General features: G+C 49.6%; 17 protein-coding genes and 1 tRNA gene. 1 reads left to right on the plus strand and 17 read right to left on the minus strand.

From position 1 onward, the window contains the following. Positions 1 to 27: 27 nt before the first annotated feature. From pnp to rlmE, 14 genes are all read right to left on the minus strand, one after another. On the minus strand, positions 28 to 2139 hold the full coding sequence (gene pnp, locus EUZ85_RS27135; RefSeq protein ID WP_127973263.1) for a polyribonucleotide nucleotidyltransferase: 2112 nt from the start codon (positions 2137 to 2139) through the stop codon (positions 28 to 30). Positions 2140 to 2461: 322 nt separating this feature from the next. Then, entirely contained in the window at positions 2462 to 2731 is a 270-nt protein-coding gene (gene rpsO / locus EUZ85_RS27140; protein ID WP_127973264.1) for a 30S ribosomal protein S15, read from the minus strand. Positions 2732 to 2792: 61 nt separating this feature from the next. After that, a complete protein-coding gene (gene truB / locus EUZ85_RS27145) occupies positions 2793 to 3728 on the minus strand; it encodes a tRNA pseudouridine(55) synthase TruB (protein ID WP_127973265.1) in 936 nt (311 codons plus the stop codon). A gap of 14 nt (positions 3729 to 3742) precedes the next feature. Further along, a complete protein-coding gene (gene rbfA / locus EUZ85_RS27150; protein ID WP_127973266.1) occupies positions 3743 to 4147 on the minus strand; it encodes a 30S ribosome-binding factor RbfA in 405 nt (134 codons plus the stop codon). A 53-nt stretch (positions 4148 to 4200) separates the two neighbouring features. Beyond that, complete coding sequence (gene infB / locus EUZ85_RS27155) at positions 4201 to 6783, minus strand: translation initiation factor IF-2 (RefSeq protein ID WP_127973267.1); 2583 nt, start codon at positions 6781 to 6783, stop codon at positions 4201 to 4203. Between the two features lie 24 nt (positions 6784 to 6807). Beyond that, a complete protein-coding gene (gene nusA, locus EUZ85_RS27160) occupies positions 6808 to 8301 on the minus strand; it encodes a transcription termination factor NusA (RefSeq protein ID WP_127973268.1) in 1494 nt (497 codons plus the stop codon). A gap of 18 nt (positions 8302 to 8319) precedes the next feature. Beyond that, on the minus strand, positions 8320 to 8772 hold the full coding sequence (rimP, locus tag EUZ85_RS27165; protein ID WP_127973269.1) for a ribosome maturation factor RimP: 453 nt from the start codon (positions 8770 to 8772) through the stop codon (positions 8320 to 8322). A gap of 211 nt (positions 8773 to 8983) precedes the next feature. Then, positions 8984 to 9069: transfer RNA gene (locus tag EUZ85_RS27170), tRNA-Leu, on the minus strand. A 7-nt stretch (positions 9070 to 9076) separates the two neighbouring features. Beyond that, positions 9077 to 9475: a preprotein translocase subunit SecG gene (secG, locus tag EUZ85_RS27175; RefSeq protein ID WP_127973270.1), complete on the minus strand. Its 399-nt coding sequence runs from the start codon at positions 9473 to 9475 to the stop codon at positions 9077 to 9079. Between the two features lie 10 nt (positions 9476 to 9485). Further along, the gene (gene tpiA, locus EUZ85_RS27180) at positions 9486 to 10232 is read right to left on the minus strand and encodes a triose-phosphate isomerase (protein WP_127973271.1); all 747 of its coding nucleotides are present in this window, start codon (positions 10230 to 10232) and stop codon (positions 9486 to 9488) included. A 101-nt stretch (positions 10233 to 10333) separates the two neighbouring features. Next, positions 10334 to 11671, minus strand: a complete 1338-nt coding sequence (glmM, locus tag EUZ85_RS27185; RefSeq protein WP_127973272.1) for a phosphoglucosamine mutase — start codon at positions 11669 to 11671, stop codon at positions 10334 to 10336. A gap of 6 nt (positions 11672 to 11677) precedes the next feature. Next, on the minus strand, positions 11678 to 12505 hold the full coding sequence (gene folP / locus EUZ85_RS27190; protein WP_127973273.1) for a dihydropteroate synthase: 828 nt from the start codon (positions 12503 to 12505) through the stop codon (positions 11678 to 11680). A gap of 92 nt (positions 12506 to 12597) precedes the next feature. Continuing rightward, the gene (gene ftsH / locus EUZ85_RS27195) at positions 12598 to 14520 is read right to left on the minus strand and encodes an ATP-dependent zinc metalloprotease FtsH (RefSeq protein ID WP_127974588.1); all 1923 of its coding nucleotides are present in this window, start codon (positions 14518 to 14520) and stop codon (positions 12598 to 12600) included. Positions 14521 to 14677: 157 nt separating this feature from the next. Further along, entirely contained in the window at positions 14678 to 15298 is a 621-nt protein-coding gene (gene rlmE, locus EUZ85_RS27200) for a 23S rRNA (uridine(2552)-2'-O)-methyltransferase RlmE (protein WP_127973274.1), read from the minus strand. A 128-nt stretch (positions 15299 to 15426) separates the two neighbouring features. Here rlmE and yhbY point away from each other — a divergent pair, with 128 nt between their 5' ends. After that, complete coding sequence (yhbY, locus tag EUZ85_RS27205; protein WP_127973275.1) at positions 15427 to 15750, plus strand: ribosome assembly RNA-binding protein YhbY; 324 nt, start codon at positions 15427 to 15429, stop codon at positions 15748 to 15750. A gap of 48 nt (positions 15751 to 15798) precedes the next feature. Here yhbY and greA read toward each other — a convergent pair whose 3' ends face one another. The 3 genes from greA to carA all read right to left on the minus strand — a co-directional run bounded on the left by greA (position 15799) and on the right by carA (position 20758). After that, positions 15799 to 16275 carry a transcription elongation factor GreA gene (greA, locus tag EUZ85_RS27210; RefSeq protein ID WP_127973276.1) on the minus strand — a complete coding sequence of 159 codons (477 nt, stop codon included), beginning with the start codon at positions 16273 to 16275 and terminating at the stop codon, positions 15799 to 15801. Next, positions 16272 to 19499, minus strand: coding sequence for a carbamoyl-phosphate synthase large subunit (gene carB, locus EUZ85_RS27215; protein ID WP_127973277.1), 3228 nt, complete (start codon positions 19497 to 19499; stop codon positions 16272 to 16274). Before carB ends, greA begins: the two co-directional genes overlap by 4 nt. 119 nt (positions 19500 to 19618) lie before the next feature. After that, positions 19619 to 20758 carry a glutamine-hydrolyzing carbamoyl-phosphate synthase small subunit gene (carA, locus tag EUZ85_RS27220; protein WP_127974589.1) on the minus strand — a complete coding sequence of 380 codons (1140 nt, stop codon included), beginning with the start codon at positions 20756 to 20758 and terminating at the stop codon, positions 19619 to 19621. Positions 20759 to 20835 lie beyond the last annotated feature (77 nt).

The raw sequence follows: 20835 nt of genomic DNA on the forward strand, positions 1-20835 counted from the left end.
TGCGGCTTTTTCTTGAGGAGAGTGGAATTAACCAGCCATTGAAGCTTTTTCGTCTTCAGTCACTTCCTTGATAGAAAGTTTGATACGGCCGCGAGCGTCAATATCCAACACTTTAACAACGACTTCCTGGCCTTCTTTCAGATAATCAGTGACGTTCTCTACTCGCTCTTGCGCGATCTGAGAAATATGCACCAGACCGTCTTTACCGGGCAAGATGTTCACAAATGCGCCGAACTCAACGATGCGCTCAACCTTACCGCGGTACAGCTTACCGACTTCCGCTTCAGCAGTAATCTCGGTGATGCGATAAATTGCTTCGTCCGCCGCCAGTTTGCTCTCCGCGTAGATACGCACAGTGCCGCTGTCGTCGATATCGATAGAAGCGCCTGTGTCTTCACAGATAGAACGAATAGTAGCGCCGCCCTTACCAATAACGTCGCGGATTTTATCTGGATCAATCTTGATGGTTTCCATCTTCGGCGCGTTATCCGCAACGGAGTCACGTGGAGCGGAAATCACTTTATTCATTTCACCGAGGATATGGAGTCGCGCATGCAGAGCTTGCTCTAACGCAATTTCCATGATTTCGTCAGTAATGCCGTTGATCTTGATATCCATCTGCAGTGCAGTGACGCCCTTTTCGGTTCCCGCCACTTTAAAGTCCATGTCGCCCAAGTGATCTTCATCACCCAGGATATCGGTCAATACAGCAAAGCTTTCGCCTTCTTTAACCAAGCCCATTGCAATACCTGCAACAGGAGCCTTCACAGGAATACCAGCATCCATCAGAGCCAAACTGCTGCCACAAACGCTGGCCATTGAGCTAGAACCATTCGACTCCGTGATCTCAGAAACACAGCGAATTGCGTAGGGGAATTCCTCAAGATTCGGCATCAACGCTTGTACGCCACGACGCGCCAAACGACCGTGACCGATCTCGCGACGACCTACGCCGCCAACTCGGGATGCTTCGCCCACAGAGTATGGAGGGAAGTTATAGTGGAACATGAACGAGTCTTTCTTCTCGCCTTCCAACGCGTCCACCATCAATACATCACGCATAGTGCCCAGAGTCGCCGTCACCAGAGCCTGAGTCTCACCGCGAGTAAACAGTGCAGAACCGTGGGTATTCGGCAGTACGCCAACTTCAATTTTCAGGTCACGAACAGTTTTAGTGTCGCGGCCGTCAATACGTGGTTCGCCCTTCAGAATGTTCTGACGGACACAGGCCTTTTCAAGCTTGCTGAAATACTTTTTGACCAATTCGGCTTCGAATTTGCCTTCTTCTTCACCTGCCAACGCTTCTTCAGCCTGCTGACGGAGCTCGCCCAACTTGGCGTAACGATCCGCTTTAACACGGATGGCATATGCTTCGCTGATAGAGCCAGCAAATTTGGCCTTCAGTGCATCTAAAAGTTCAGCATTAACCTCTGGAGCCTGCCAATCCCACTTAGGCTTACCAGCTTCCTGAGCGAACTCTTTAATCGCCTGCACAGCCACTTGCATTTCCTGGTGGGCGAACAATACTGCGCCAAGCATCTGGTCTTCAGTCAACTCTTTCGCTTCAGATTCAACCATCAGAACCGCATCTTCAGTACCTGCGACAACCATATCCAAGCTGGAGTTTTCAATTGCTTTAAAACCAGGGTTCAACAGGTAGCCGTCTTCCTCAGAGTAACCAACGCGCGCAGCCGCCAATGGGCCCTGGAAGGGAACGCCGGATATTTCCAATGCCGCCGCAGCGCCAATAATGGATGCGATATCTGGATCGACATCCTTGTTCGCGGACATAACGGTACAGATGATTTGCACTTCATTCATGAAACCATTTGGAAACAGCGGACGAATAGGACGGTCGATCAGACGGGAGGTCAGAGTTTCTTTCTCCGATGGGCGTCCTTCACGCTTGAAATAACCGCCAGGAATACGACCAGCGGCATAGGTTTTTTCTTGATAGTGAACAGAAAGAGGGAAGAAATCACGACCTGGAACGGCTTCTTTCTCTGCAACAGCGGTGACCAAAACAACAGTATCGTCCATTGTCACCAACACGGCTCCAGTAGCCTGGCGAGCTATGCGGCCAGTTTCCAGAGTGACTGTTGAGTTGCCGTATTGAAATGTTTTACGAACTGGGTTCACTTTGACTCCTTACGAGTGTTTTTAATTTTTAAGCTTAAGTTTTAATCCGGAATCAGCTGCTACTTACCGATTCGAGCCTTAGATACCCAACAAAGGAACCTTTGATTTATTCGATCTCTCAACAAGATCGCAGACTTCTCCAACACTTAAGGAGCAGGTGTGTACAGAAAATTTCCGTCAGCGCCCGACCCTCTTGCTTCAATTCATCCGGCTCAGCACCTTCAAAAAATCATCAAGTATCGAATAAATCGGAGGTTCCTCAAAAAGTAACGGGGTATCAAATATTTGATACCCCGGATACTAAAGCAATACCTTTGTCTTCTTAGCGACGCAGACCCAGTTTCTGGATCAGGTCAACATAACGTTGGGTATTTTTGCCTTTCAGGTAATCAAGCAATTTACGACGCTGGTTAACCATACGGATCAACCCACGACGTGAATGGTGGTCGTGCTTGTTCGCCTGGAAGTGTTCTTGCAGTTTGTTGATATTTGCAGTCAACAGAGCAACTTGAACCTCAGGAGAGCCAGTATCACCTTCCTTTACTTGGTATTCCTTAACAATAGCCGACTTTTCGGTAGCAGATAATGCCATGATTTTTCTCCAAATATGCGATTAATGCGGAAACGACCGCGCATATTAACAGCCGCCCCATTTATTCAGCGCTTAATGCGCTCACATTCAGTAACCGAACGGGTTTTAACGTTCCGTCACTCATCACTTCTCCCAAACCGATAAACCTACGTCCGTATGAATACAAACGCACCCTACCCTCACTTGAGAGAGGCGATATTTTAACCGTTTGCCCCTGGATAATCGAGCCTGTATTAGCTTCATCCAGCAATATTTCAGGGAATTGCCGGACCGATGAATCAACAGACAGCAAACGTTGCTGATATTCCTCTGCGGCAACCTGACGCCCGCTTTCGTCCTCAAATGGCGCAAAGCTGACGCCATCCTCCAGCGTAAATGGTCCGCAACGAGTACGACGCAATTCCGTCACATGCGCGCCACATCCTATAACTTCACCAATATCTTCCACAAGGTTTCGAATATAGGTCCCTTTACTGCAGAGAACCCGCAAGCGTAAATATGGTTGAGTATATTCCAGAAGCTCAAGCTCATGGATCACAATATCCCTCGCTTCCCGCTCGACCTCAATACCTTGTCTGGCAAGCTTATAAAGTGGGGTTCCTTTGTGTTTAAGCGCGGAATACATCGAGGGAATCTGCTTTAGACTCCCTCGAAATTGCTCGAGGATATTTTCCAGTTCGGAAATAGACAGATCAGGAACAGGCGAATCACTAATGATCTCACCCTCGGCGTCAGACGTGGTGGTAGTGCGCCCAAGGTAAGCACAGGTCACGTACTCTTTATCTGAGTCCAGCAGCAGCTGGCTAAACTTGGTCGCCTCACCGAAGCACAAGGGAAGCACCCCGGTCGCAAGGGGATCCAAGGCGCCGGTATGGCCTGCCTTCTGGGCATTCAGCGCATACTTAACCTTTTGCAAAACTGCATTGGAAGTCCAATCTTGCGGTTTATCAACAACTAATACGCCATCTAAAGGCACGCCTTTCTTACGCCTTGCCACAGCCAACGATACCCTCAGTTGAGACTATCGTCTTTAGTGTCAGGAGCGCCGCCATCTTTAGCGCGCGCTTTCTGAATCAGCGCTCCTAATCGTTGAGCATTACTAACGGAAGCGTCGTAATGGAAACGTAGTTGAGGCATGACCCTAAGCTTGATTGCACGTCCCAACTCGGAACGCAAGAACCCTGCAGCGCTCTCTAGAACTTTCAGAGAAGCCTTGGAAGCATCGCCATCTTCCACATCTTTCAAATTCAGAACAGTTACGTATACATCAGCGTAAGAGAGATCTTTGCTCACTTTAACGCTGTTTACAGTAACCATTCCCAAACGGGGATCCTTCAACTCCCTTTGGATCAGCTGCGCAAGCTCTTTTTGAATTTGTTCCGCAACTCTGTCTAATCGACTGAACTCTCGAGCCATCTATATCTTTACTCTTAATTGCATGCAGCGACTATCCAAGAAATGGATGAGCGTTACAGAGAACGCTCAACCCTTATCTTGTCGAATACTTCGATAATATCGCCGACTTTAACTTCATAGTTGCGAACACCAATACCACATTCGGTACCTGCACGCACCTCTGCTACGTCATCCTTGAAGCGGCGCAGAGATTCAAGCTCACCCTCAAAAATAACCACGTTGTCGCGCAGAACTCGAATAGGCTTGTTGCGGTATACAGCGCCTTCCAGAACCATACAGCCAGCAACTTGTCCGAATTTCGGGCTCTTAAACGTATCGCGCACTTCTGCAGTACCGACGATATCTTCCCGGAACTCAGGAGCCAACATACCAGTTAGAGCCTTCTTAACATCATCAATAATGTTGTAGATGACACTGTAGTAACGGAGCTCTATGCCTTCTTTTTCAACGATCTTACGAGCGCTTGCATCTGCACGCACATTAAAGCCCACTATGATCGCCTGAGTAGAAAGCGCCAAGTTAGCATCAGTTTCAGTAATGCCGCCAACGCCGCTCGCTACGATCTTGACCTGAACTTCTTCATTACCAATTTCCGCCAGAGCGCCAATCAACGCCTCCAAAGAGCCACGCACATCGGTCTTTAATACAATATTTAGCTCTTTTACGCCGCCTTTACCCATATTTTCAAACAGGTTTTCAAGACTCGCAGCCTGCTGACGCTGAAGGCGAGTCTGGCGCTCTTTATTGTGACGAAACTCGGCAACTTCACGCGCTTTTTTCTCGTCAGGCACAACAATAAACTCATCACCCGCATCTGGAGTGCCGTTCAACCCTAGAATTTCCACAGGGATTGAAGGCCCGGCATCCTGAACATTCTGACCATTTTCGTTCACCATGGCTCTTACTCGGCCATAGTACTCTCCAGCCAAAACGATATCGCCATGGCGCAAAGTTCCGTTTTGAACAAGTACGGTAGCAACCGAGCCGCGACCACGATCCAAACTGGACTCAATGACCACGCCTTTACCTGGCGCATCAGGCACCGCTGTCAGCTCCAACATCTCCGACTGTAGCAGCACCGCTTCCAAAAGGTCGTCAATACCATCGCCAGTGTGTGCGGATACGGGAACAAACTGAACGTCGCCACCCCACTCTTCAGGAATAACATCAAGAGCAGACAACTCGTTCTTAACACGATCAGGATCTGCTTGCTCTTTGTCCATTTTGTTGACTGCCACTACCAGAGGTACACCGGCAGCTTTCGCGTGCTGAACCGCTTCTTGCGTTTGCGGCATGACACCATCGTCCGCAGCGACAACAAGTATAACAATATCAGTACATTGCGCCCCGCGAGCACGCATAGCGGTGAACGCGGCATGCCCGGGCGTATCCAGAAACGAGATCATCCCTCGAGGTGTTTCTACATGATATGCGCCAATATGCTGAGTAATCCCACCAGACTCTTGGGCCGCAACCTTCGCGCGACGAATGTAATCGAGCAGTGAGGTCTTACCATGGTCCACATGCCCCATGACACTAACAACTGGTGCGCGCGATTTTGATTCACCGTCAAAAGAAATGGACTCAAGTACTTCCGTCTCTACCGCATCCTCTTGAAGCAGCTTAACTTTGTGCCCCATTTCTTCAGCAACCAGCTGAGCGACATCTTGATCGATCGCCTGATTTAAAGTCGCCATGATCCCCATACCCATCAGGCGTTTAACAACTTCTACGCCTTTCACGGACATTTTTTGGGCTAGTTCTGCGACTGTAATAGTATCCGAAATCACAACCTCCCGAACAATTGGTTGGACAGAACGGTCCTGAACCACCTTGCTCTTCTTTTTACGTTGACGAGCCCGCCTAGGGGCATCTTCACTTGAGTCATCTTCTTCAACTGCAATGACTTTTGAAGACTTGAGTTGAGGCGCGGGCTTGGGTTTATGCTTCTCTCGACGCTTAAGGTCTTCCGCGTCGGCAGGCTCACGGCGCACCTCGGAGTCTTCTTTGTTACGTCTATGCTTAGACGTTTTTCTTGCTTCTGACTTTTGATCGTCATCCTCTTCCTGGTCAGCCGTTCCGCCAGCCTTCTCCTGCACACTTTCAGCAGTTGCAACGCCAGCTGCCTCATTGGCTGCAGCATCAGACGCTCTCTCGGCTTCTTGAGCAGCTGAATTCGCCACTTCCTGCTGCACGTTTTCAACGACTTCAGCAGTAGCCTCTACAACCGGCTCATTCTGAAGCACAGCTTCAACCTCTGTTTCTCGCTCTCTCGCTGCTTCTTCAGCAGCTTTCTGTATATCCTGTTGTTTCTGTGCGTCTATATCGTTGACGGCATCACTACGCTTGATGTAGGTCCGCTTCTTACGCACTTCAACGTTAATAGAGCGATTGGCCCCTGTTCCTGACGCTTTCAGCGTAGTGGTGGTCTTACGCTTCAAGGTGATTTTCTTTGGCTCAGAAAATGATTCACCATGGCTTTGCTTTAAAAACGCCAATAGTTTCTGTTTCTCTGAGTCAGTAACAATATCGCCTTCACCGCGCTTTTCCAGACCCGCGTCAACCATCTGCTTTAACAGACGCTCAACGGGAGCCCCGACGTCTTCGGCAAGCTGCTTAATAGTAACTTCTGCCATGCTTGTCTCCTGTTTGCCCCCGAATTACTGTTGTTCCTCAAACCATGGTTTACGCGCCGTCATGATTAGCTGCGCAGCTCGTTCTTCATCAACTTCATCTATATCGAGGAGGTCATCAACAGATTGTTCGGCCAAGTCTTCCATCGTGACAATACCTTTGCTTGCGAGCACAAACGCCAAGTGCCGGTCCATCCCCTCCATGTTTAACAGGTCTTCCGCAGGCTCCGATTTTTCCAGTTGCTCTTCGCTCGCTAGAGCTTGATTAATCAGAACGTTTTTTGCACGCTTGCGTAGCTCAGACACCAGGTCCTCGTCAAAATCTTCGATAGCGAGCATCTCTTCCATCGGGACGTAGGCGACTTCTTCCAAGGACGTAAAGCCTTCAGAAGCCAACACTTCAGCCAAATCTTCCTCTACGCCCAGATGGTCGATAAAACAGTCGACATAACGTCTAAACTCTTCTTCCTGCTGCTGCCCTGCCTGTTCCTCAGTCAAAACATTGATTTCCCATCCTGTCATTTCTGAGGCCAACTTGACATTCTGACCACTACGACCGATAGCCATCGCTAAGTTATCTTCTGAGACGGCCACCTGCATCGTATGACTATCTTCGTCAATAATAATGGAGGCCACTTCGGCTGGAGCCATAGCGTTGATAACCAACTGAGCGGGGTTATCGTCCCACAGAACAATATCGATACGCTCATTACCAAGTTCACTGGAAACTGCCTGTACTCTCGAGCCTCGCATACCTACACAGGCGCCAACTGGATCTATACGTCCATCATTGGTCTTAACCGCAATCTTCGCCCGCGAGCCGGGATCACGTGCAGCGGCTTTGATCTCAATAACTTCTTCCGCGATTTCAGGAACTTCAATTCGGAAAAGCTCAATCAGCATTTGAGAGCAAGCACGGCTCAAAATTAATTGAGGCCCTCGGTTATCCATTCGTATATCCAGCAGCAACGCGCGAACACGGTCGCCTACACGGTAGGTTTCTCTGCTGATTAATTGATCCTTTGGCAACAGCGCTTCGGCGTTGGCGCCCAAGTCAACAATTATGTTATCTCGGGTCACTTTCTTGACGACGCCATTTACCAAATCGCCAACTTTTTCACGATAACTGTCGACGATTTTAGTCCGCTCCGCCTCGCGCACCTTTTGAACAATGATCTGTTTGGCTGCTTGTGCGCCAATTCGCCCAAAAGCGACCGCCTCAACTTCCTCTTCATGGATGTCGCCAGGCTTCAGGTCAAGGCCGCTTTCATGCACCTCTTCCAAAGTAAGCTCGGTTCCTAAAGCAGGAACGGCATCATTATCTACCACCAGCCAACGACGAAATGCCTGGTATTCACCAGTTTTTCTATCGATATCCACTCGAATATCGGCCTCTTCGTCTTCATAGCGCTTTTTAGTAGCGGTAGCCAAAGCTAATTCAATAGCTTCGAAAATGACGTCTTTATCTACCCCTTTTTCGTTGGAGACCGCTTCCACAACCAACAAGATTTCTTTGTTCATCTTTACCCCGTAATCCCATCAATACTGCGGCACAACATTCGCTTTATCTATCGTTTCCACAGGAAATATAAATTCTTCCGCGTCCACTTGGAGCACTATTTCATCATTTTCAACAGCCGCCAAAAGGCCCTTGAATTTACGCCGCCCGTTAAAAGGCGCTTGCAGCCTGACCTCAATAACAGAGCCTATATATGCTTTATATTGCTCAATGCTAAAGAGCGGCCGATCCCACCCCGGCGAAGAAACTTCCAGGGTATACTCCCCCTTTATCGGATCTTCAACATCCAAAATAGCGCTAATTTGACGACTCACTTTTTCACAGTCATCAACCAACACCCCGGACTCTTTGTCGATATAGATTCGCAACAAACTTCGCTTCCCTTGGGCAATGAAATCCACCCCCCAAAAGTCGCAGCCCATTCCCTCTACCACGGGCTTGAGAAGTTGGTATAGATCGTCTTTACGAGCCAATAGATTATCTCCGATAGGGAGCACACCCAGCGTGACCTACGCTAAGTCGCCAAACAAAAAATGGGCACTAAGCCCATCCTCCGACCACACCATAGTGCAGTTAATAAAAAACCCCTGAAAAGGGGTTCTACAACGCGTATCCCAGAAAATACGGCAGCAAAATTATAGTTGCTGCAAAGAAGGCGAGCAACGGGCTCGCCTCTCTTTAATATGGTGCCGAAGGCCGGACTTGAACCGGCACAGCCATAGGCTACTACCCCCTCAAGATAGCGTGTCTACCAATTTCACCACTTCGGCATAAACCTTACTCTAACTCAGGCTTGCTATCGGAAGCAGCTTCCGAAGCGCCCTGAGACTCACCAGCACTGACAGAACCTGCATCAGCTGAAGTTTTATCGGACTCCGAGGAAGAGCCAGATACCGTTTCAACAACAGGAACTCCACTTGCAGTGACCTGACCAGCTTTTTGCTTAGCAACATAAGCTAATGCAAAACTACTCAGAAAGAAAACAATGGCCAATGTGGTTGTCATTTTCGTCAAAAAAGAACCACTACCACCAGACCCAAAAACTGTTTGAGATGCACCACCGCCAAAGGAAGCACCCATATCAGCGCCTTTACCCTGCTGAATCAAAACCAAGCCAATAACGCCAGCTGCAACGATCACATGAACTATAACAATCAGGGTTTCAAACAGTTCCATTTAATCTACCTTACTCTACCGCAGCCTCGATAATAGAGACGAATTCTTCCGAGACTAACGAGGCCCCACCAACCAGCGCCCCATCTACATCCGGCATTGAGAACAGTTCTTTCGCATTTGACGACTTAACACTGCCGCCATACAAAATTCTAATTTTATCCGCAGTCTGCGGAAAATGCTTGCGGATATTATCCCGCAATACTTTATGCATACTCTGCGCGTCATCTGGCGAAGCAGTCTTACCTGTGCCTATAGCCCATACTGGCTCGTACGCTACAACCCATGATTCATCAGGCTGGACAGACAAAAACACAGCATTAAGTTGCTTCAGCGCAACCTCTTCAGCCTGTCCCGATTCACGTTCTTCCAACGTTTCACCAACACACAGTATCGGTCTCAATCCTGAATCAACGGCTCGCTTAACTTTGCAAGTGATGACATCATCACTTTCAGCGTATAACGCCCTGCGCTCCGAATGCCCCAATATAACCCAAGAGCACTCCATATCGGCGCACATTCTTGCGCTAACCTCACCAGTATATGCGCCATCCTCGGTTGCAGAGCAATTCTGAGCCCCTAACTCAATCTTAGAGCCAGAAATTGCACTTCCAACACTCGAAAGATACGGAAAAGGAGGACAAACCACCACATCCACTGAGCCTAGCGCTTTTGCGCCAACTATACCGTCTAATAGATCAGCATTACGCTCAAGACTTCCATTAGATTTCCAGTTTCCGGCAATCAGTTTTTTTCGCATTCAACCCTCCAGTTCGCGCGAGGCGCACATACTAACCAAACTCCCTATAAGTTACAAGTAGCACGCCGTTATTATCTAACTACTCAATACGCTGAAGGTCTTCACACAGACCCTTCAACTATTTTGGCCAGCTCCGCAACTATAGATCGGACTTTCGCCTCATCTTCACCTTCAGCCATTACCCTAATAACAGGCTCTGTCCCTGATGACCTCAGTAACACCCTCCCCTTGCCTGCAAATTGTTTTTCTGCACTAGCAATTGCAGACTGGATTGTCTCATGCCCTTTTATATCCACTTTCTGGCTCACCCTCACATTTACCATATGCTGAGGCAGCTTACTCATGCCTTTTTTAGCTTCGTGGAGCGTAATTCCCATGTCAGAAAGCGCAGCCAAAACCTGCAGAGAGGAAATGACGCCATCTCCCGTTGTAGTCCGATCCAAACAAACAATATGCCCGGAACCTTCACCACCCAGGCACCAATCGTTACGCAACAACGCCTCCATGACATATCTATCGCCAACATTAGCGCGCTCAAAGGGAATACCCAACTCACCAAACGCAAGCTCCGCCCCGAAGTTCGTCATTAGCGTTCCAACAACCCCGCCTTTTAAACGCCCCTTACGCATCTTATCGCGCGCAATGATATACAGAATCTCATCGCCATCAACAATCTCACCTTTGTGGTCAACCATGACAACACGATCCCCGTCACCGTCGAAGGCAATCCCCAGGTCTGCGCCAGTTTCAACAACTTTGGCGGCCAACTGCTCAGGGTGTGTAGAACCGATTTCATGATTAATGTTCAAGCCATCAGGCGTCACGCCAATAGTCTCCACTTTAGCGCCAAGTTCTTTAAACACGCTGGGCGCAACCTGGTAGGTGGCGCCTTGCGCGCAGTCCAGAACAACACGCATCCCAGCAAAGGACATATGAAACGGGACTGTACTCTTACAGAACTCTATATATCGACCCTTTGCATCCTCAAATCGAGCAGCCTTACCTAACTGGCTTGACGGCACGATTTCCATGGGCTGCCGAATGAAGTGCTCAATCTGCTCCTCTGTTGAGTCAGGAAGCTTGGTTCCCTCAGCCGAGAAGAATTTAACGCCGTTGTCATTGAAAGGGTTATGTGAAGCGCTGATGACAATACCTGCGCAAGCACGAAATGTACGAGTAAGGTATGCAATCGCAGGCGTTGGCATCGGCCCTAACATCGCCACATCCACGCCAGCTGCCGCCAACCCGGACTCCAGCGCGGACTCAAAAATGTATCCAGATATACGAGTATCCTTACCAATGAGGACCCGGTTACGACGCCCTTCCTGACGGAAAACACGCCCAGCCGCCCACCCTAGTTTCAACATAAATTCTGGGGTAATTGGGCCTTCACCTACTCTTCCACGTATCCCATCGGTACCAAAATACTCTTTACTCATATCTGTTTAGACTCCTCTAATCGCTGCAGCCACTTTAATTGCATCGACAGTGGCTCCGACGTCATGCGCTCTAATTATTCGAGCGCCGTTATATATGGCGACTGCCGCAGCGGAAATGCTTGCAATTAAGCGTTCCTCCACCGCTTTACCGGTTATCATTCCCAGCATGCTTTTGCGTGAAACTCCAACCAACACAGGGGACCCCATGTCCACAAAAGCTTGCAAATATTTCATTAAGGCGAGGTTGTGCTCCAAGGTTTTGCCAAAACCAAACCCCGGATCCAACATTATTCTATCTATATTGATTCCCGCTTCGAGAGCAGCCGAGCGCCTCACATCTAAGTATGATGAGACTTCTTGAACAATATCAGTATAGGTTGGATTATCCTGCATAGCCCCAGGCTCACCTTTCATATGCATCAGACAAACAGCCGCCTTTGAAGATGCAGCCGCCTCCAAAGCACCATCCCGAGTCAATGCACGCACATCATTAATTAAATCCGCCCCGAGCGCCACGGATTCACTCATTACTTCAGGTGTGCTGGTGTCTACGGAAATATTTACATCAAAGCGCGCGCGAACAGCCTCAACTAATGGACAAACTCTATCCAACTCTTGACTGACCGTCACCGGAGCTGCGCCCGGCCTAGTGGACTCGCCCCCAATATCTATAAAGACGGCGCCTTCAGAAACCATCTTTTCAACTTGGCTTAAAGCGTCATCCGGGGACAAAAACCGTCCCCCGTCAGAAAAAGAATCAGGAGTGACATTCAATACCCCCATTACCACAGGGGCGCTCAAGTCCAATATAGAGTTTGGAAGTGTCAGCTTCATTCGTTATCTCATTCAAAATCTGGAGAGGGTTATACAAAATAAAAAGACCCGGTAAAACCGGGTCATTTAGCTAGACTGAAATGCTTATTGAATTAATGAGATCCGGCTGCTCCGCCAATCTCACCTCCTTTCGGTGGATTCGCATTCGCCTCGACATCTTTGACAGGCTGAGCCCCGCCAGGCGGATTAGAATCCCCCCACCCCTTCGGAGGCCGCGGCTCTTGCCCAGCCATAATAGCGTCTATCTGTTCCGCATCAATGGTCTCGTATTTCATCAACGCGTCAGCCATCATATGCAACTTACTCATATTCTCAACTAGCAATTTACGAGAGTGCTCATAACAGTCATCAATTAATGTTCTAACCTCATCATCAATGCGCTGCGCCGTCTCTGGAGAGTACACTTTCTGCGCATGACCGGCAGAGCGACCGAGGAAGACTTCCTCATTGTCATCATCATACAAAAGAGGCCCAAGCTTTTCCGATAGCCCCCATTTGGTAACCATACTGCGAGCCAACCCCGTCGCGCGTTTAATATCGTCAGAGGCACCTGTGGTTACCCCATCAACACCCAAAGTTAACTCTTCAGCGATTCGACCACCAAATAAACTGCAAATATTACTAATAAGGTACTGTCGAGTATGACTATAGCGATCTTCTTCCGGCAAAAACATAGTTACACCCAAAGCGCGACCACGCGGAATGATACTTACCTTATAAACAGGGTCGTGCTCAGGCACCAACCTACCAACAATGGCATGGCCTGCTTCATGATAAGCCGTATTACGCTTCTCTTTCTCTGACATAACCATAGACTTGCGCTCTGCGCCCATCATGATTTTGTCTTTCGCCAACTCCATTTCATGCATGCCTACAGTGCGCTTATTAGCGCGAGCCGAGAATAGTGCAGCTTCGTTGACCAAGTTTGCGAGGTCGGCGCCGGAAAATCCTGGCGTTCCACGCGCAATAACCGAAGCATTCACATCATCTTCAAGCGGCACTTTACGGAGGTGCACTTTCAAAATCTGTTCACGCCCAACAATATCTGGAAGCCCCACGACCACCTGACGGTCAAAGCGACCAGGACGCAATAACGCAGGGTCGAGAACATCAGGACGGTTGGTCGCAGCGATTACAATTACACCCTCATTACCTTCAAAACCGTCCATTTCAACCAATAACTGGTTCAAAGTCTGTTCTCGCTCGTCATGTCCGCCGCCCAGACCTGCTCCACGGTGACGACCGACAGCATCAATCTCATCGATAAAGATGATGCAAGGCGCCTGCTTCTTCGCCTGATCGAACATATCTCTGACACGCGAGGCGCCAACCCCAACAAACATCTCAACGAAATCGGAGCCAGAAATTGAGAAGAAAGGAACTTTCGCTTCACCAGCAATGGCCTTCGCCAGCAAAGTTTTACCAGTTCCGGGGTTACCTACCATCAGTACGCCACGGGGAATTCTTCCGCCAAGGCGTTGGAATTTGCTAGGGTCACGCAAGAAGTCTACGATTTCCTTTACTTCTTCTTTAGCTTCATCAACACCAGCCACATCAGCAAAGGTCGTCTTGATCTGATCCTCGCCCATAAGCCGGGCTTTACTCTTGCCAAATGACATAGGGCCCTTGCCGCCAGCCCCCCCCTGCATCTGCCGCATGAAGAACATAAAGACCGCAATAATGACCAATATCGGGAACGAGGCGACTAATAGTTGAGTCCAGATACTTTGAGTTTCTGGCTCGCGCCCCTCGACGACCACCTCATTTTTCATAAGGTCGCCAATTAAACCCAGGTCGGGAATTTCAGGGCGAATGGTTGCGAACCTAGACCCATCTTGTCTTTCCCCGTCAATCGCCACGCCGTCTATGACTACTTTTTTCACCTGGCCACTGTTGACCATCTGTAGAAATTCAGAGTAATTGAGCTTTTGGGCGGACGAGGGGACATTGAAATTGTTAAATACCGTCAGCAGCACTGCTGCGATAATCAACCAAAGTAATAAATTTTTAGCCATATCGTTCAAGGGCCATCCCTCTTTTCTTACAGACTCGAATAGTAATTTGTCGCTCGGTTCTATGCATTCGCAGGGTTTAGATAACACCAAACCATACTATATGTCCATTATCGCCGCTATTTACATTAATTTTACCAAACAGGACGATTACGAAAGTTTATCCTCGAAACCCTTTGGCAACTAGGTAAATCTCACGTGACCGAGCACGGGACGCGTCAGGTTTGCGTATATTTACGCTACTAAACCTGCCCCTGGACTCTTGCATAATCTGATCGAAGCCTTCCCCCTGGAAGACCTTGGCGACAAAGCATCCATTCTTCTTAAGAACGCGACACGCCAAATCAAGCGCTAATTCAACCAGATACATCGCTTTCGGTATATCGACCGATTTCATCCCACTCATATTGGGGGCCATATCGGAAATTACAAGGTCAACGGGCCGACCGTTTACTTCGTTAAGGATCGCATCCAGCATTTCTTCCTCAGTGAAGTCCCCCTGAAAAAACGTCACGCCAGCAATACTGTCCATTGGCAGCAGGTCGCACGCGATTACTTTCCCCTGATCGCCCACTACGTCAGCAACGACTTGAGACCAACCTCCAGGAGCCGCACCGAGATCTATCACGGTCATTCCCGGCTTCAACAATTTGTCCTGCCGGTCGAGCTCAATCAATTTGTAGCTGGCTCTAGAACGAAATCCGTCCTCTTTGGATTTTTTTACATAGACATCGCTATGATGCTCATTCAGCCACCGAGAGCTGGATTTAGAACGTCCCACTTTATTGCCTCTGACACGATTATTTTAGTATAGGCACATTTGCTGATACTGTGTTTTTTTGTTCAGAAAGTGCGCCATAATGCGCTACTATACACGCTTTTCATACGCAAGAAGGTTTCCACACAGACATGACTCTACCCATAGAGCAACGCAAGCAGTACCGCGCTATTGCACATCACTTGAAGCCGATCGTCACTATTGCCGGCGCGGGCATTACCGAAGGCGTTATCAATGAGCTTGAGCGCGCATTGAACGACCATGAGTTGATCAAAATTAAAATTGCTGTCGGCGAAAAAGAAGAAAGAGCCGAGGTTATCAAAGAGCTTTGCGAGATGTCTCGCTCAGAATTAGTTCAAGTGATTGGGCGTACAGCGATATTGCTTCGCAAAAATCCCCGACCCAATCCCAAGCTTTCAAACCTTTTACGCCACCAATCTGGCGCAAGCAAGTAAATTAAAAAAGCCGGCTGACGCCGGCTTTTTATTTACGCGCCGCCCTGATTAGAGGTGCTGCACGCCATCAATTTCATATTCAACCATGCCGCTCGGCACCTGCACAACGACGACGTCGCCGACAGTTTTTCCAATCAATGCGCGCGCAATCGGCGAAGACACTGAGATTTTGCCTTTCTTAATATCCGCCTCATCATCACCCACGATCTGATAAGAGCTGACGTCATCTGTATCCAGATTGATGATATTCACGGTTACGCCAAAAATAACCTTCCCTGTATTCTCAATAGAGGTAACGTCAATCACCTGAGACATTGACAACTTACTTTCGATTTCCGCAATGCGGCCCTCGATAAAGCTCTGTTGTTCACGTGCAGCGTGATATTCAGCGTTCTCTTTTAAGTCTCCGTGTTCTCTGGCTTCCGCGATGGCCGTGATTACTCGCGGCCGATCCACAGTCTTCAGACGATTCAACTCTTCGCGCAGGGCTTGCTCCCCTGCTTTTGTCATAGGTATTTTGCTCATTTGTCGCCTTGAATGGTTGCATGAATATCCTGAAGACGATTCACAGCGTGATCCTGCCCAACCTTGATAGCACGGCAGAATGCCTCACCTCCCGTCAGGGTGGTGGTATAGGTCACCTTGTATTGTAGGGCCGACTTACGAATTTCCGCAGAATCCGCAATCGCCTTCCGGCCTTCCGTAGTATTGATAATCAAATCTACTTCTTCATTTTTTATGGCGTCTACGATATGAGGTCTGCCTTCTCGCACTTTATTGATCCGTTTTACGGGAATGCCCGCTTCTTCGATCGCTTTTGCAGTTCCCGCAGTCGCCATAATCTCGAAGCCTACAGCATTTAACTCTTTAGCTAAAGACACCGCTCCTGCTTTATCCGCATCCCTGACGCTCAGAAACACAGTTCCGCCTGTTGGCAAAAAGTCTCCGCCAGCCGCCGCAGCCTTGGCAAAGGCCTCATCAAAGCTTTTGCCAACCCCCATAACTTCGCCTGTGGACTTCATTTCCGGGCCAAGTATCGGATCCACGCCCGGGAACTTGTTAAACGGGAACACCGATTCTTTGACATTGTAGAAGCTGGGAATGATTTCCTTAGTAAAGCCCTGCGCTTCAAGAGATTTACCCGCCATGCACAACGCAGCCACCTTGGCGAGCGACACGCCTATCGCTTTGGAAACAAACGGTACGGTACGAGAGGCTCTGGGGTTCACCTCTATTACATAAATTTCGCCATCCTGGTAGGCCAACTGCACATTCATCAAGCCGACAACTTGCAGTTCAAGGGCCATTTTGATGACCGTTTCGCGCATTTTGTCCTGAACATCCGCAGGCAAACTGTACGGAGGCAGCGAACAAGCCGAGTCACCAGAATGGACACCCGCCTGTTCGATGTGCTGCATAATAGCGCCAATCACCACTTTCTCGCCGTCAGAAACCGCGTCGATATCGACTTCGATCGCTGCATTCAGGAAGTGATCCAGCAATACAGGGCTGTCGTTGGAGACACGCACCGCATCTCGCATATAGCGCTGCAGCTCGACTTCGTCGTAGACGATTTCCATGGCGCGCCCACCCAATACATAAGAAGGACGAACAACCAAGGGGTAACCGATTTCCTTCGCCTTGCTCAGCGCGTCTTCCTGGCTGCGAGCCGTTGCATTCGGCGGCTGACGCAAGCCCAAGCGAACCACCATCTGCTGGAACCGCTCGCGGTCTTCCGCACGGTCAATGGCGTCGGGAGTCGTCCCGATAATTGGTACGCCCGCCTCTTCCAGCCCTCTCGCCAATTTAAGCGGAGTCTGGCCGCCGTAGTGAACAATTACACCACGCGGCTTTTCCAAGTGAACAATAGCCAGAACGTCTTCCAGGGTAATTGGCTCGAAATACAACCTGTCAGAAGTGTCGTAATCCGTAGAAACGGTCTCAGGGTTACAGTTGATCATGATGGTTTCATAGCCGTCATCGCGCAATGCAAAGGCGGCGTGAACACAGCAGTAATCGAACTCAATCCCCTGGCCAATTCTGTTAGGGCCACCGCCGATCACGATAATTTTTTCACGATCGCTCGGTTGCGCCTCACACTCTTCGTCGTAAGAGGAATACATATAAGCTGTAGAGGAAGCAAATTCCGCCGCGCAGGTATCTACACGCTTGAATACCGGCTTGATGCCGTATTCCAAACGCTGCTTACGCAAGGCTTTTTCGTTGATGCCCAGCAGCTCGGCAAGGCGCTGATCAGAGAAGCCTTTACGTTTCAGTCGACGTAAACGGTCCGCAGTCAAGTCAGACAACGCCATATTGCCAAGCGCTACTTCATCTTTGATCAAATCTTCGATCTGCACCAAGTACCATGGGTCAACCTTGGTGTACTCATAGACTTCCTTAACGCTCATTCCTGCCCTGAACGCATCGCCAATAAACCAAATCCGTTCTGCGCCAGGAACTTTCAAGCCGCGGGTCAAAACGTCACTAGCGTCTTCAGACCCAAGATCCACTATGGGCTCAAAGCCCGCCGAACCGACTTCCAGTCCACGCAATGCTTTATGGAGAGACTCTTGGAAGTTACGCCCAATCGCCATCACCTCCCCCACTGACTTCATTTGCGTTGTCAGCGTCGCATTGGCTTGCGGGAACTTCTCGAATGTGAAGCGCGGCACCTTGGTGACCACATAGTCAATACTCGGCTCAAAAGAAGCCGGCGTGACGCCGCCAGTGATGTCGTTGCTCAGCTCATCCAGGGTATATCCAACCGCCAGTTTTGCAGCAACCTTAGCAATAGGGAATCCCGTCGCCTTGGACGCCAACGCGGATGAACGGGATACACGGGGGTTCATCTCAATTACCACCATGCGACCAGTTTCGGGGTCCATACCAAACTGAACGTTGGACCCTCCCGTTTCCACACCAATTTCACGCAGCACCGCCACCGAGGCGTTACGCATGATTTGGTACTCTTTATCCGTCAACGTCTGCGCTGGCGCGACTGTAATGGAATCACCCGTGTGCACGCCCATTGCGTCAAAGTTTTCTATTGCGCAGATGATAATGCAGTTGTCCTTCTTATCACGAACAACCTCCATCTCGTACTCTTTCCAACCGATTAACGATTCATCGATCAGCAGCTCACGAGTTGGCGATAACTCCAAACCTCGTTCGCAAATCTCAATAAACTCTTCCTTGTTATAAGCAATGCCCCCGCCAGAGCCTCCCATAGTGAAGGAGGGACGAATAATAGCTGGGAAGCCGATCTGATCCAGCACCTGCAGAGCTTCTTCCATGCTATGCGCAATCGCTGAACGAGGGGTCGCCAGGCCAATGGCTTTCATAGCCTTGTCAAAACGCTCACGATCTTCAGCTTTATCAATGGCGTCCTGCGTGGCGCCAATCATCTCTACGCCATACTGTTCAAGGACGCCTTCACGAGCCAAGTCGAGCGCACAGTTCAAAGCCGTTTGTCCGCCCATGGTTGGCAATAGCGCGTCCGGGCGTTCTTTTTCAATGATTTTTGCGACTGTGCGCCAGTTAATCGGCTCGATGTAAGTGGCATCGGCCATGGCCGGATCAGTCATGATGGTGGCGGGGTTGGAGTTCACAAGGATAACGCGGTATCCCTCTTCTCTCAGTGCTTTACACGCCTGCGCCCCGGAATAGTCAAATTCACAGGCTTGTCCGATGACGATAGGACCGGCCCCAATAATCAGGATACTATTGATGTCTGTACGTTTTGGCATGTGTGCTCTTCTACTCGCTCGAATCTTGCGACGCCCCGCAGGCCGCCGACATCACCCAGAATTACGCCTGTTTCGGTTCAGACGCGGCGCCGTCGGGCGCCGACGCTGAAATCCGAGAATTAGACTGATCGGTATTTGACTTCCCGCATGGAGTCAATGAACTGGTCAAATAAGGGAGCCACATCGTGCGGGCCCGGGCTCGCTTCAGGGTGCCCCTGAAAACTGAAGGCGGCGACGTCAGTGCGTCGAATTCCTTGCAATGAGCCGTCAAACAGAGACTTATGTGTAGTCTCCAGATTGGCGGGCAAGGAGGACTCATCCACCGCAAAACCATGGTTTTGACTTGTGATCATTACTTGCCCCGTGCGCAGGTCCTGCACCGGATGGTTGGCGCCATGATGTCCGAATTTCATCTTCTCTGTGCGCGCCCCACTGGCCAGCGCCAGTAACTGGTGCCCCAAACAGATACCGAAGACAGGGGTCTGGGACTTCAAAATCTCAGCAATTGCCTCGATAGCGTAATCACAAGGCTCAGGATCCCCTGGTCCATTAGATAGGAATACGCCGTCGGGAAACATCGCCAATACATCCTGCGCAGACGTTTTCGCCGGCACCACAGTTACGCGGCAGCCACGCTCAGCAAGCATGCGCAAAATGTTCTTTTTCACGCCAAAGTCGTACGCGACAACATGAAACTCGGCATCCCCTAGAGTCTGATACCCTTCTCCAAGAACCCAAGTCGACTCTGTCCAATTCAGAACATCCGTACGAGTCACCTCTTTGGCGAGGTCCATCCCTTTCAGTCCGGGAAAGGCTTTAGCCGCAGCCAACGCCGCCTCCGCCGAAGCCCCTTCGCCCGCCATGATGCATCCGTTCTGCGCGCCTTTCTCCCTTAAAATACGAGTCAGGCGACGGGTGTCGATATCAGCGATGGCGACAATACCGTTTTCCCGGAGATACTCCGACAAACTCTTTTGGCTGCGCCAGTTGCTAACTGTCATGGAAAGATCGCGAATCACCAGACCTGCCGCCCAGACTTGATCTGATTCGACATCTTCTTCGTTAATTCCGGTGTTGCCTATGTGGGGGTAGGTGAGAGTGACAATTTGTTTTGCGTAGGAAGGATCGGTAAGAATTTCCTGGTATCCGGTCATCGCAGTGTTGAAAACCACTTCGCCGGTGGTTTCGCCGGCTGCGCCGATAGAGATCCCATGAAATATGCTTCCGTCTTCAAGTGCTAGTATTGCGGGTGTAGTCAATTCCATAGCTCGCCAGTTGAAAACGTCTAATCAAACACTTATGAAGGTGGACTCAACTTGCAAAAAAGCGAGAGGGA

Source organism: Hahella sp. KA22, from assembly GCF_004135205.1.
GTDB lineage: Bacteria > Pseudomonadota > Gammaproteobacteria > Pseudomonadales > Oleiphilaceae > Hahella.